Raw genomic sequence first — 13,355 nt, 5'->3', positions numbered from 1 at the left:
CCCCGTTACGTCGCCCCCGCCCGCCACCGCTGCTCCGCACCTCCGGTCAGCGGTTCCAGAGAGACACCGCCGCCTGCCGGGGTCATCCCCGTCGCGATGGCGATCGCCGGGCGGATCACCCCGTCGGAGTCGACCGTGAAGCGCAGGTTGTCGCCGTTGTCGCCGTCGACCGAGTCGCAGGGCCAGATGCCGAGGCCCTTGTCGACGTCGCCGCGGCTGTCCAGGCAGAAGTCGGGGTCGGCGAAGGACTGCAGGACACCGCGCGCGGTGTCGGCGCGCCAGCGTTGGGAGGGGGCCGAGGTGCAGGGGGCCGTGACGACGTCCGTGCCCTTGGCGAAGTCCCCGGAGACGTCCAGGCAGCGGGCCGTGGAGACGTTGACCACCTGGGCGTAGGCGCCACCCGGCGCGCGGAACGGGGGCGGGTCGGCCCGGCGCGGCGGCTTCGTGCTCTTCGACGGGGAGGGCGACGGGGGCCCGCTCGTCGAGGAGAGCGAGGGGGAGGGCGACGGCGAGGCGGAGGGGGAGACCGTGGCCGTCACCGTCACCCGGGGCGGATCCGGCAGCGCGCCGCCCGCGGCGGAGGCGGAGGGCGACGCCCCGGAGGGCGAGTCGCCGCCCTGCGCCACCAGGAACAGCAGCAGCGGCGCCAGCGCCACCCCCAGCGCCGCCGACGCCAGCACGAGCCGACGCGGCCGCGGCCAGCCGCCCGACGGGCCGCCCCGGGAGAGCGCCCGCCGCCCGGCTCCCGGCCGCGCCCCCGGCGCAGCCACGCCGACTCGCGCCCCGGGCTCACCCGTGCCCGGCCCCGCCCCGGCGTACGCCGTCCCGCCCCACGGCAGCAGCCCCTCCGCCAGGGCCGCCCGCGGGGTGTCCCGCAGGGCGCACAGCTCCTCGTGGGCCGCCGCGCAGTGCGGGCAGCGGGCCATGTGGGCGTGCAGGTCGGTGCTGGCGCGGGGGCTGTCCGGTCGTACGGACTCCTCGATGAGGCGGCGGAAGTCCGCGCACCGGGGATCGTCCGAGGCGGCGAGACGGAACTTCAGAGACGTCCGGGCCAGGGCTTGAAGGGCCCCCTCCGTGCCGTAGACCACGTCCTCGCGGGTGATGCCCAGGTGCTCGGCGGTACGGGGCTCGGGCTCGGCCTCCACCAGGCCGTACCAGACGAGGCCCTGGGTGCGGGCCGGCAGGGACTCGAAGGCGGCCAGCATGGGCGGCACCGGGGCCCCGGGGCCCGCGGTGTTCAGCAGCAGGAGGACGTTCGGGTCCAGGCCGCCCGCCCGGTCGTCCCCGGCCCAGTCCGCCGCGGACCGGGCCGTCAGCAGGAGGAGCCGGTGGCGCCACGGCACCCCTGGGTCGACCCCCCGGGCCGTCTCCCGGGCCGCGAGGGTGAAGGCCTGCGCGGCCAGCTGCCGGGCGGCGCTCTCCCCGGCCGTGCACAGGCGGGCGTAGGCCAGGACCGCGGGCCGGTGGCGGGCGCGCAGCTCCAGCAGGGCCGCGTACGCCGTGGCCGTGTCGGAGCGCAGCAGCTCCGTGAGCCGGGCGTCGGACGCCCCGTCGGGGCGAGTCATGCGCACCCTCCTCCTGACGTACCGGCCAGTCTGTGAGGGACCCATAGTGAGGGAAGTGAACCCTTGGGGAAAGGGTTTCGCCGGGTAATCAGGAGGTAATCAGGAGGTAATCCGGAGGGGCCGTGGACGCACGGTGCCCGGTGTCCCCCAGGACACCGGGCACACGCGCAGGTCAGTGGTGCCGAGACGTCACTCCTCGACGGTCAGGCCCTTCCTCAGGCGTACCAGAGTCCGCGACAGCAGCCGCGAGACATGCATCTGGGAGATCCCGAGCTCGTCGCCGATCTCCGACTGGGTCATGCCCGCGACGAAGCGCAGCGACAGGATCTGACGGTCCCGGGAGGGCAGTTCGGCGATCAGCGGCTTCAGGGACTCCACGTACTCGATGCCCTCGAGCCCGTGGTCCTCGTAACCGATCCGGTCGGCCAGCGCGCCCTCGGAGTCGTCCTCCTCGGGCTGGGCGTCCAGCGAGGCGGCGGTGTACGCGTTCGACGCCGCCATGCCCTCGACGACCTCCTCCTTCGACAGCCCGAGCCGTTCGGCGAGCTCGGCCACGGTGGGGGCGCGGTCGAGCTTCTGGGCCAGTTCGTCGCCGGCCTTGGCCAGGTCGAGCCGGAGCTCCTGGAGGCGGCGCGGCACCCGCACCGACCAGGACGTGTCACGGAAGAAGCGCTTGATCTCACCCACGATGGTTGGCATCGCGAAGGTGGGGAACTCCACACCCCGGCTGAGTTCGAAGCGGTCGATCGCCTTGATCAGGCCGATGGTGCCGACCTGGATGATGTCCTCCATCGGCTCACTGCGGGAGCGGAAGCGGGAGGCGGCGAACTTGACCAGGGCGAGGTTCAGTTCGACGAGCGTGTTGCGGACGTACGAATACTCGTGCGTGCCCTCCTCCAGCGACTCCAGCCGCGCGAAGAGGGTCTTGGAGAGCGCTCGCGCATCCATGGCTCCCACCTCTTCGAAGGGCGGGATCTCCGGAAGCCCGGCGAGCACATCGCCTTCGCTGTCCTGCTCGATGGGATTCAGATGTTCCGGGGGGGATGTCGACGTCGCCTGATGGGTATGCGAGGCGTCGAGCCGGGGTGACATGATGTCCTCCATCGTTCTCGGCATAAGGCTGCCGAAGCCAGTTCGTGCACTGCGGTGTGCGGCGCCTCCAAAGCCGGCCGTGTCGAGTACGTGTCTGTACTAGCCCTACCCGGTTTCCCGACACGACCGCAAGTGTGTTATGTGCGGTTATGTCCGTTTGTGGGTGATTGTTCGGGTGTCGGAGGGTGTGGAGAAGGCGTAGTGTTCGAGGGCGTCATCAGCAGCCACGACGTCGGGAGAGAGAGACGGCATGGACCGCGGGACGGTCGGCAGCGCACAGTCTGGCCGGCTTCTGGTTGAGGTGCGGCAAGAGGGCTCCAGCGCCGTCGTGACTCCAGCAGGTGAGTTGGATCACCACACGGCCGATTTGTTGCGTGAGCCACTCGAGGAATGCCTCGCCAAGGGGAAGAGCCGGCTTGTCGTCGACTGCACACGGCTGGAGTTCTGTGACTCCACCGGACTGAATGTGTTGCTGGGGGCACGGCTGAAGGCCGAGGCGGCGGGGGGTGGCGTACATCTCGCGGGCATGCTGCCGGTCGTGGCGCGGGTCTTCGAGATCACGGGGGCCGACGCGGTCTTCACCGTGCACGACACGCTGGAGGAGGCCCTGGCCGGCGAGACCGGCGCCTGAGGCGGCGACCCGGGTGGCGGCCGCGGTGCCCCGCTCGGGCCCCGTACGTCTCCCGCGGCCGGTGTCCACCGGGTGTCACACTCCTTGTAGCGGACATACGTCTCGTATGGAGTGGTGTTCTCCCGGTCCGCTCGGGCAGGAGACATCCGTACTGACTGTTCGGTGAGCGACCATGCAGTGACGTTTTGAATCGTGAACCGGTGAATCGGTGAGGTGAAGCGCTGATGAGCACCACCCGGCCCTACTCGCCGGGCGACCGTGACCCGGAGCCCAGCGTGGAGCCTGGCGGCGAGGCCGAGGTGCCGACGGGACGGCAGGTCCGTCGGCTGAGCTTCGAGGGGGAGAGCGGGGTCGTCCCGCTGGCGCGCGATTTCACCCGGCAGGCGTTGCAGGCGTGGGGGTGGCTTCCGGCGGCGTCCGCGGACCGCAGGGCCGTGACGGAGGACGTCCTGCTCGTGGTCTCCGAGCTGGTGACCAACGCGTGCCTCCACGCGGAGGGCCCGGACCAGTTGCGGATCTCCAGTGACAACAAGGTGATCCGGGTCGAGGTCTCCGACCGCGGGACCGGACAGCCCGCACCGCGCACTCCGCACCGCGCGGGGCGGCCCGGCGGGCACGGCATGTTCATCGTGCAGCGGCTCTGCCTGGACTGGGGGGTCGTACGGGCTCCCGGGCTGGCCGGCAAGACCGTGTGGGCGGAGCTCGGAGCACCCGCCTAGCATCCCCGCGGTGTTCTCCCGGCACCGTCCCCACAGTTCCGACACTTACTTTCTCTTCCTTCCTCCGGTGCCCCGGCGTACCTTGACGGCCGATCTGATGTGCCGTCAGGAACGAGTAAGGGGAGCGGAACCGTGTCGTACCCGAAACGAACCGCCGCGCTCGCGTCCGCCGCGGCTCTGGCCGGCTCGGCGGTGCTCATGGCCGCCCCCGCTGCCCGCGCCGAGGTCGTGAACGTCAACTACCAGTGCAAGACCCCGATCGGCGACAAGAGCGCCGTCTCGCCCATCGACATCAAGGGCGTCAGGAGCGGCGGCGGCTACAAGGTCACCATGTCCTGGCAGAAGGGCGTCTCCTCCAGCCCCGTCGACCTCGGCAAGGGCGCGATGAACCCGAGCGCCACCATCAAACTGGGCGGCGCGGACAGCGGGACGATGAACGTGACCGGCCCCGCCAACCAGGCCGTCGTGCCGGCCAACACCCCCATCAAGATCAACGACCTGACCGGGACCTACACCCCGAAGAAGTCCGGCAAGGTCACCTTCACCGCGGGCGTGCTCACCATCAAGGCGCTCGGTACGACGACCACCTGCACGCCGACCAACAGCCCCGGCGCCTCCCTGACCCTGGACGTCACCGCCGCCTCGGGCTCCTCCGGCGGCGGCACGCAGAGCGACAGCGGCAGCGACGACTCGGGCGCCGCGCTCCCGCAGACCGGCCCCGAGGACTCGGCGATCGCCCTCGGCACGCTCGGCGGCACGGTGCTGCTCGCGGGCGCGGCGGGCGCGCTGTGGCTGACCCGGCGCCGGCAGACGGTCCGCGCACGCCACTGAGCGGCCCGGTCCGGTCCACCGGGTCCGCCCGGTCTGGCCAGTCCGGTCCGGTGCGGGTTCGTGCGGGTTCGTGCGGGTTAGTGCGGTCGACGGGGCACCGGCCGCGTCCCGTGGCGTGGCGGTCCGGGGCGGCCGGTTCGTCGTACGGCGGCCAAGGCGTCGCAGGGCCGGTCCCGTACCTGAAATCGCGCCCGAATCCCCTCCACAGAAGCCGAGTTGACGGGAGCGACGACGTGAGCCCGAACGGCAAGGTGCGGTGGGCGGCGATGCTGGCGGTGCTCGCGCTGCTGCTCGCGCCCCTCGCGGGGACGGCGGCCGCGGCGGACGGGCCGCGTGTGAAGCTGTCCGAGTCCCAGGCGGGCAGCGGCGGTTCGATCACCGTGAGCGGCAGCGGCTGGCGTGCGCGGGCGCTGCTGATGATCCTGGTCTGCGGACAGGCGGTCCCGTCGCTCGGGGTGCCGGGCGGCACCAACTCCTGTGCCAACGCGGACGGCCGGGCCGTCACCACGGACGCGCAAGGGGGCTTCAGCAGGAAGCTGCCCGTCGCCGAGCCGCCGGTGCCGTGTCCCTGCGTGGTGCATGTGGCCACCGTGACCGGGCCGAAGGCCGAGGCCGACGCGATCCTCCAGGTGGCCGGGCACGCCGTGGAACCGCTGCCCGCCCAGACCGACGGCGGGCGGCTGTCCGCCCTCACCGACACCCGCCTCGACGGCTCCGGGGGACTGCTGACCTGGTTCGGGGCGCCCCCCGTCCGCACCCTCGTCCTCACGGTCGGGAACGTCGGCACCTCCGACGTCAAGAACCCGGTCTTCCAAGTCGGCACCGCGCACGGCGTGTTCGCCCCGCAGTGGGAGGAACAGCAGTGGCGCGGCACGATCCGGCCGGGCGGCAAGGCACGGATCGAACTGCCCGTCGAGCTCACCGGCGGCGCGCACGGCGCGTACACGGTGTCCTTGAAGTACGGCGGCAAGGTGCTCGCCGAGCAGCCCTGGGGCGTGGGCCGCCCTTGGGGCGTGACCCTGTTCTGGGTCCTGGTCTGCCTGGTGGTGCCCGCGGCCCTGTTCCGCATCGGCATGGCGGTGGTGGACCGGGCCCGGCCACGGCCCGCCGGAGGCATCCGGCACCGCGGTCTGCGGCTGCCCGGACCCGCTCTGCGCCTGCCGGTGTTCAAGCCCTCCACGGCCGCCCACGCGGCCCCCGCTACCTCCACCCTGCCGTGGTTCACCCCGGACGCCGATCCGGGCGCGGCCGGTGAACGGCTCTCCGCACCGCACGACGACAGCCCGACGAGTCCCACGACTCCCACCAGAGAGGGTTCCACGTGAGCAAGCGAAGGAGAGTCACGCCGGCCGACGGGCCGAGAAGAGCGAGCGCGGCCGGTGTGGCGCTGGTGCTGGCCGGGGCGGGCCTGGTGCTCGGCCTCGGTGCCGGGCCCGCCCAGGCCGCGGAGGTGTCGTTCGCGACCCGGTGCGTGCCGCCCGCGGGCGTCGGACTGGAACCCGTCGACGGCACCACCAAGGTCGAGATCACCGCGCCGGCCGGCGCGAAGGCCGGGGACGAGATCGACGTGGTGTGGAAGTTCACCCAGGCCGCCTCCAAGAACCCGGACCTCATCGACCTCCCGGCGAACTCGGTCCAGCCGACCGGCACGCTGAAGGTGAGCGGCGCGCAGACCGCCGACCTCGCGATGAGCGGCCCGCGCGAGAACCCGGCCATTCCCAAGGGCGGTGCCATGGTGCTGTCCGACATGAAGGGCACGCTGAAGCTGACGGCGGCCGGAAAGGTCACGCTGACGCCGGGCGCGTACACGGTGAACGCGCTCGGGACGAACACCGTGTGCACGCCGACGGAGACGGTGCCGGCGGCGGGGACGATCGACGTGGCGCAGGGGGACGGGACCGCCACGCCGACGCCGGATCCGACGGACACCGCCACCCCCGCACCGAGCCCGACCGACACGGCCACGCCGACCCCGACCGACACGGCCACGGCGACCCCGAGCACCACCCCCTCCGACGACGGGCAGACCGATTTCACCGGCAAGGCGGTCGACGTCCCCTACACCTGCCAGTCGCCCCTCGGCGAGAAGAGGGCCACCTCCACGATCCAGATCAACGCCAAGAAGGACGGCGGCAGTTACGGCCTCACCGTGCAGTTCAAGAACTCCCCGATGGACAGCCCCGCCGACATCCCCGCGGACTCGGTCAAGCCCTCCATGGAGGTGGCCCTGGGCGGCGCCGACAAGGGCTCGGTCCATGTCGAGGGTCCCACCAACTCCGCGCCCATCACGTCGGGCGACCCGATAGAGATCCCGGACATGACGGGCACGTACAAGCCGGGCGCGACGGGTGAGTCGACGCTGTCGCCGGGAGTTCTGACGATCAAGGCTCTGGGTACGACCACGACCTGCAAGCCGGACAGCACGGCGGTCTCCCTGACCCTGACCACCGAGGAGCAGGAGGGCGGGGCGTCGGGCGGTTCGTCGGGCACCTCGGGCTCCTCCGGCTCGGGCGGCACCGGCGGTTCGTCCACGAGCGGCGGCCTGGCGGCGACGGGCGCCGACGATCACGCGGCCCTGAAGGCACTGGGCCTGGTGGCGGGCACGGCGGTGCTGCTGGGCGGCGCGGTGTTCACGTTCATGCCCGGGAGAAGGGCACGCTGAGACAGGGGCGCGGGGAACCGCGCACAGCACCTGGAACGACGGGGCCGCCGGAACCCACCTGGATTCCAACGGCCCCGTCGGCTCAGACCCGCGTCAGCGTACGCTGCCCATGAGCTCCTTGACCCGGTTGCGGTACATCCACACCGCGACACCGGCCAGCACGGCGAGCGTGGCCTCCAGAGCCACCACGCCGGTCTTGTTGAGGTCGACCCCGGCGATGGACAGCAGTCCGGTCGTGGCGTCGCCCGCGGTCACCGCGAGGAACCAGACGCCCATCATCTGCGAGGCGTACTTCGCGGGAGCCATCTTCGTGGTCACCGACAGACCCACCGGGGACAGCAGCAGCTCACCCACGGTCTGCACGAAGTAGATCGCGACCAGCCACAGCGCTGCGGCCTTGTGGCCACCGTCCGCGATGGCCAGCGGCGCGAGGAACAGGAAGAAGGACGCACCGACGAGCACCAGACCGGAGGCGAACTTCACGGCCGTGCTCGGCTCCTTGCCGCGCCGGTTCAGCGCCAGCCAGAACCAGGCGAAGACCGGGGCCAGCGCCATGATGAGGACGGGGTTGACCGACTGGTACCAGGAGACCGGGAACGTCCAGCCGAGGACGCTGTTCTCGGCGGAGGAGTCGGCGAAGATCGACAGGGTCGAGCCGCCCTGGTCGTAGATCATCCAGAACACGGCCGCGGCCACGAAGAACCAGATGTACGCGGACATCGACTTCTGCTCGGTGCGGTCCAGGTCCTTGTCGCGCTTGATGTTGACCAGGACCATCACCGGAATGATCACGCCGAGCAGGGTCAGCGGGACCAGGATCCAGTTCAGCGTGTAGTGGCCGGAGAAGCCGACGATCGCGTAGAAGACGACGGCGATCGCGGCCCAGATCGCGGCCTTGCGCAGGGTGGACGCCTTCTCCGCGGCGGACAGCGGCGTCGGGACGACGCTGGAGCGGTCGGCCAGATGGCGGCTGCCGATCAGGAACTGGGCGAGACCCAGGGCCATGCCGGCCGCGGCGAGGGCGAAGCCCAGGTGCCAGCTGACGTTCTCGCCGATGGTGCCGATGACCAGCGGCGCGGCGAAGGCGCCGAGGTTGATGCCCATGTAGAAGACGGTGAAGCCGCCGTCGCGGCGGGGGTCGTCCGGGCCCTCGTAGAGGTGGCCGACCATCGTGGAGATGTTGGCCTTCAGCAGACCGGAACCGATCGCGACCAGGCCGAGGCCGGCGTAGAAGGTGCCCGAGGAGGGCAGCGCAAGCGTGAGGTGACCGAGCATGATCACCGCACCGGCGACGGCCACGGTCTTGCGGGGGCCCCACACGCGGTCGCCGAACCAGCCGCCCGGCATCGCGAGCAGGTACACCAGCGACACGTACACGGAGTAGATCGCGGTCGCGGTCGCGGCGCTCAGGTGCAGGCCGCCCGGGGCGACGAGGTACAGCGGGAGCAGAGCCCTCATGCCGTAGTAGGAGAACCTCTCCCACATCTCGGTCATGAAGAGTGTGGCCAGTCCGCGGGGGTGGCCGAAGAAGGCTGTGTCGGAACCGGGGGTGCCCGGAGTCACCGAGTCCTTCGTCAGGCTGGACGCCATGGTCGTTCCTTGCTGGTGGGGATTACCGCACACAAAAGAGACCTTCAGCGACGGATGCGCGCCAAAGGTCCCCACGATGCGACAGGCATTGATTCACCATACGACAGGATACGGACGGAAATGGAAGGACTTGAGAGCTGAATCACAGGTGACCGAGGAACCGTACACCCGGTTTCTAAGGTCCTTACAGGATTGGCACCGCACAGTCACAGGTTCACACCAGATCCTTGAAAGGTAAGAACCACGGGGTTGCGATCACACCCCAGCATCTGTCAAGAGCGGTCTACCATCAGCTCATGACCCGTGTACTGCTCGCCGAGGACGATGCGTCCATTTCGGAGCCGCTGGCCCGCGCCCTGCGCCGGGAAGGGTACGAGGTCGAGGTGCGTGAGGACGGCCCCACCGCACTCGACGCCGGAATGCAGGGCGGCATCGACCTGGTCGTCCTCGACCTGGGTCTGCCCGGCATGGACGGCCTCGAGGTGGCCCGCCGACTGCGCGCCGAGGGCCACGCCGTACCGATCCTCATCCTGACCGCGCGCGCCGACGAGGTGGACACCGTCGTCGGTCTCGACGCGGGCGCCGACGACTACGTGACCAAGCCCTTCCGGCTCGCCGAGCTGCTCGCCCGGGTCCGGGCGCTGCTGCGGCGCGGGGCGGCCGAGCCGGCGCAGCCGCCCGCCACCCACGGCGTGCGGATCGACGTCGAGTCGCACCGGGCGTGGATGGGCGACGAGGAACTCCAGCTCACCGCCAAGGAGTTCGACCTGCTGCGGGTCCTGGTGCGGGACGCCGGCCGGGTGGTGACCCGTGACCAGCTGATGCGCGAGGTCTGGGACACCACGTGGTGGTCGTCGACCAAGACCCTCGACATGCACATCTCCTGGCTCCGCAAGAAGCTCGGCGACGACGCGGCCAACCCGCGGTACATCGCGACGGTACGAGGCGTGGGCTTCCGCTTCGAGAAGAGCTGAACCCCGGGTACCCCTCGCGGTATCCGCCTGGCAGGTAAGAGGACATGCGCCGTCGACTGATCCAGTCCACGCTCGCCGTGGTGCTCGTGGTGATCGCCGTCTTCGGCGTCTCCCTCGTCATCGTCGAGACCCGCACCATCAGCAACAGCGCCCAGGAACGGGTCGACTCCGAGGCGATCCGGCTGGCCGGGATCGTGGACAGCCGGCTGTTCGCCGCGGAGGACGTGACGTCGGAGATCCTGCGCGACCAGGTCGGACCCGACCGCCACGCCGTGATCCGGATCTCCGGCCAGCCGCCGATCGAGGTCGGCGCCAAGCCCTCCGGCCAGGTCATCAGCTCCACCGAGAAGGGCGAGGAGGGCGAGACGGTCACCGTGCAGGAGCCGCGCTCCTCGGTGACCCGCGAGGTCGGCCGTACGCTCCTGATCATCGGCCTGGTGGCGCTGCTCGCGGTGATCGCCGCGGTGCTCCTCGCGATCCGCCAGGCCAACAAGCTCGCCTCGCCGCTCACCGACCTCGCCGAGACCGCGGAACGCCTCGGCTCCGGCGACCCGCGCCCACGGCACAAGCGGTACGGCGTCCCCGAGCTCGACCGGGTCGCGGACGTACTGGACTCCTCCGCCGAGCGCATCGCCCGCATGCTGACGGCCGAACGGCGCCTGGCCGCCGACGCCTCCCACCAGCTCCGCACCCCCCTGACCGCCCTGTCGATGCGCCTGGAGGAGATCACCCTCACCGAGGACCTGGACACGGTGAAGGAGGAGGCGAACGTCGCGCTCACCCAGGTGGAGCGGCTGACGGACGTGGTCGAACGGCTGCTCACGAACTCCCGCGACCCCCGCGCAGGCAACGCCGTCACCTTCGACCTCGACGAGGTCATCCAGCAGCAGCTCGCGGAGTGGCGGCCGGCGTACCGCAGCGCGGGCCGGGCGATCGTCAGCTCGGGCAAACGCCACCTCACGGCCGTCGGCACACCGGGCGCGGTGGCCCAGGTCCTGGCCGCGCTGATCGAGAACTCCCTGATGCACGGCGGCGGCACGGTGGCCCTGCGCACCCGCGTCACCGGCAACCAGGCCGTCATCGAGGTCACCGACGAGGGCCCCGGCGTCCCCGCCGACCTCGGCGCCCGCATCTTCGAGCGCACGATCAGCGGCCGCAACTCCACGGGTATCGGTCTCGCGGTCGCCCGGGACCTCGCGGAGGCCGACGGCGGCCGCCTGGAAATGCTCCAGGCCCAGCCCCCGGTCTTCGGCCTGTTCCTCTCCCGCACCCCGCTGAAGTCGACGCTGCCGGACGACGAGGAGCCGATGGTGCGGTGAGCTGCGCGGGCTTGAGCGGGTACGGGTTGGTGGGGCCGGGGGGCAGCCGTTCAGGTGCGGGTCGGTGGGGGCGGGCGTTTTGCGCAGTTCCCCGCGCCCCTGAGCCGCTCGCCGCGTGCGTGGGCGTCAGAGGACTCGCTGGCGCGGTCGGAGTTTCCCGGCCGTACCCTGCTCCGCCTCCTCCAGGAAGGACTCCGCGCTCGCCACGGCCTCGCGGGCCGGGAGGGTCTTGAAGACCCAGCTGCGGTAGGACCAGAAGCGGAAGAGGGTGGCGATGCCGATGCCGACGAACTTGAAGATGTTGCTCTGCAGCGGGCTGTCCCAGCCGAAGCCGTAGGTCGCCGCGTACAGGATGCCGTTCTCGATGACGAGGCCGACCACGCTGAACAGCAGGAACAGGGTCAGTTCCTTCGTACGCCCGCTCTTGTCGCGGTCGCGGTACGTGAAGTAACGGAACCCTATGTAGTTGAAGACGATCGACACGACCGTCGCGATCACGCTCGCCCGGACCACCGGAAGGTCGGTGAGATGGCGGACGACGTTGAAGACGAGGAGGTTGACGAGGAGCCCCGCTCCGCCCACCGCACCGAATTTGGCGACCTCGCGAACGATCCTTCGCAGCCCTGAGGAACCATGTCCCATGGTTGTACAGTCCCCCAGTCGGGTCAGTCAGTCGAGTGATTTCGTCAACCCAGCCATGCTAACCATCCCCTCTGCCCGTTGCCTGTGGATGAACTCACACACAGGGAAACAAGCTGGTAAGAGGACCGGTAAGAGGCGCGGAATCCGGCCGCCGTGGCGCGACCGATACCCTGGTGCCGTGACGTTCCCGGTAGTCGGCATGGTCGGCGGGGGCCAGCTCGCGCGTATGACACACGAGGCAGGCATCCCGCTCGGCATCAGGTTCAAGCTTCTCAGTGACACCCCTCAGGATTCCGCGGCGCAGGTGGTGAGCGATGTCGTCATCGGCGACTATCGCGACCTCGACACGCTCCGCGAGTTCGCGAAGGGCTGCGACGTGATCACCTTCGATCACGAACACGTACCCACCGAGCACCTCAGAGCCCTGGAGGCGGACGGCATCCCCGTGCGCCCCGGCCCCGACGCGCTCGTGCACGCCCAGGACAAGGGGGTCATGCGCGCGCGGCTCGACGCGATCGGCGTCCCGTGCCCACGGCACCGGATCGTCAGCGATCCCGAGGACGTGGCGGCCTTCGCGGAAGAGGGTGACGGCTTTCCCGTCGTCCTCAAGACCGTCCGCGGCGGCTACGACGGCAAGGGCGTGTGGGTCGTGGACTCCGTCGAGGAGGCCGCCGACCCCTTCCGGGCCGGTGTCCCCGTCCTCGCCGAGGAGAAGGTCGACTACGTCCGCGAGCTCGCCGCCAACGTCGTACGGTCGCCGCACGGCCAGGCCGTCGCCTACCCGGTCGTCGAGTCCCAGCAGGTGAACGGCGTCTGCGACACGGTGATCGCCCCGGCCCCGGACCTGGACGACTCCCTCGCCCTGCGCGCCGAGGAGATGGCGCTCAACATCGCCAAGGAACTTGACGTCGTCGGCCACCTCGCCGTCGAGCTGTTCCAGACCCGCGACGGCCGCATCCTCGTCAACGAGCTCGCGATGCGCCCGCACAACTCGGGCCACTGGTCCATGGACGGCGCGATCACCTCGCAGTTCGCCAACCACGTCCGGGCCGTCCTGGACCTCCCGCTCGGCGACCCGCGCCCCCGCGCGAAGTGGACCGTGATGGTCAACGTCCTGGGCGGCGACTTCCCCGACATGTACTCCGCGTACCTGCACTGCATGGCCCGCGACCCCAAGCTGAAGATCCACATGTACGGCAAGGACGTGAAGCCCGGCCGCAAGGTGGGCCACGTCAACACCTACGGCGACGACCTGGACGACGTTCTCGAACGCGCACGTCACGCTGCCGGCTACCTGAGAGGCACGATCACCGAATGAGCCCCGTTGTAG

At 70.7% G+C, this 13,355-nt stretch carries 12 protein-coding genes; 8 read left to right on the top strand and 4 right to left on the bottom strand.

All coding sequences use genetic code 11. The features are described 5' to 3' along the window. Nucleotides 1-5: 5 nt before the first annotated feature. Nucleotides 6-1,565, bottom strand: a complete 1,560-nt coding sequence (locus ACFYZ8_RS34905; protein ID WP_388540838.1) for a ricin-type beta-trefoil lectin domain protein — start codon at nt 1,563-1,565, stop codon at nt 6-8. 189 nt (nt 1,566-1,754) lie between these two features. Continuing rightward, on the bottom strand, nt 1,755-2,657 hold the full coding sequence (locus ACFYZ8_RS34900; protein WP_359035558.1) for an RNA polymerase sigma factor SigF: 903 nt from the start codon (nt 2,655-2,657) through the stop codon (nt 1,755-1,757). A 250-nt stretch (nt 2,658-2,907) separates the two neighbouring features. Between ACFYZ8_RS34900 and ACFYZ8_RS34895 the strand changes: the two genes are divergently transcribed. From ACFYZ8_RS34895 to ACFYZ8_RS34875, 5 genes are all read left to right on the top strand, one after another. Continuing rightward, the gene (locus ACFYZ8_RS34895) at nt 2,908-3,288 is read left to right on the top strand and encodes an STAS domain-containing protein (RefSeq protein ID WP_359035556.1); all 381 of its coding nucleotides are present in this window, start codon (nt 2,908-2,910) and stop codon (nt 3,286-3,288) included. Nucleotides 3,289-3,512: 224 nt separating this feature from the next. Continuing rightward, nucleotides 3,513-4,007 (top strand): ATP-binding protein, encoded by a 495-nt coding sequence (locus ACFYZ8_RS34890; RefSeq protein WP_359035553.1) that lies wholly within the window; start codon nt 3,513-3,515, stop codon nt 4,005-4,007. 132 nt (nt 4,008-4,139) lie between these two features. Next, nucleotides 4,140-4,838 (top strand): LPXTG cell wall anchor domain-containing protein, encoded by a 699-nt coding sequence (locus ACFYZ8_RS34885; RefSeq protein WP_388540835.1) that lies wholly within the window; start codon nt 4,140-4,142, stop codon nt 4,836-4,838. Between the two features lie 266 nt (nt 4,839-5,104). Beyond that, complete coding sequence (locus ACFYZ8_RS34880) at nt 5,105-6,163, top strand: hypothetical protein (RefSeq protein WP_388541013.1); 1,059 nt, start codon at nt 5,105-5,107, stop codon at nt 6,161-6,163. A gap of 65 nt (nt 6,164-6,228) precedes the next feature. Then, nucleotides 6,229-7,500, top strand: coding sequence for a hypothetical protein (locus tag ACFYZ8_RS34875; protein WP_388541012.1), 1,272 nt, complete (start codon nt 6,229-6,231; stop codon nt 7,498-7,500). Nucleotides 7,501-7,593: 93 nt separating this feature from the next. On the opposite strand, the gene ACFYZ8_RS34870 is transcribed toward ACFYZ8_RS34875, so the two are convergent. After that, nucleotides 7,594-9,090, bottom strand: a complete 1,497-nt coding sequence (locus tag ACFYZ8_RS34870; RefSeq protein WP_359035549.1) for an oligopeptide:H+ symporter — start codon at nt 9,088-9,090, stop codon at nt 7,594-7,596. 296 nt (nt 9,091-9,386) lie between these two features. On the opposite strand from ACFYZ8_RS34870, the gene ACFYZ8_RS34865 reads away from it, so the two are divergent. Both ACFYZ8_RS34865 and ACFYZ8_RS34860 read left to right on the top strand, forming a co-directional pair. Continuing rightward, nucleotides 9,387-10,064, top strand: a complete 678-nt coding sequence (locus ACFYZ8_RS34865; RefSeq protein ID WP_007382513.1) for a response regulator transcription factor — start codon at nt 9,387-9,389, stop codon at nt 10,062-10,064. Nucleotides 10,065-10,108: 44 nt separating this feature from the next. Continuing rightward, nucleotides 10,109-11,383 carry an ATP-binding protein gene (locus tag ACFYZ8_RS34860; RefSeq protein ID WP_359035547.1) on the top strand — a complete coding sequence of 425 codons (1,275 nt, stop codon included), beginning with the start codon at nt 10,109-10,111 and terminating at the stop codon, nt 11,381-11,383. A 126-nt stretch (nt 11,384-11,509) separates the two neighbouring features. Here the strand turns inward: ACFYZ8_RS34860 and ACFYZ8_RS34855 are convergent, their stop codons facing one another. Further along, a complete protein-coding gene (locus tag ACFYZ8_RS34855; RefSeq protein WP_359035545.1) occupies nt 11,510-12,025 on the bottom strand; it encodes a GtrA family protein in 516 nt (171 codons plus the stop codon). 178 nt (nt 12,026-12,203) lie between these two features. Between ACFYZ8_RS34855 and ACFYZ8_RS34850 the strand changes: the two genes are divergently transcribed. Next, nucleotides 12,204-13,343, top strand: a complete 1,140-nt coding sequence (locus ACFYZ8_RS34850; RefSeq protein WP_359035543.1) for a 5-(carboxyamino)imidazole ribonucleotide synthase — start codon at nt 12,204-12,206, stop codon at nt 13,341-13,343. Nucleotides 13,344-13,355: the final 12 nt, after the last annotated feature.

The sequence above is a fragment of the Streptomyces sp. NPDC001668 genome, assembly GCF_042893155.1.
Lineage (GTDB): Bacteria > Actinomycetota > Actinomycetes > Streptomycetales > Streptomycetaceae > Streptomyces.
Note: the sequence above shows the minus strand (reverse complement) of the source record. Positions and strands in the feature narration are given on the sequence as shown.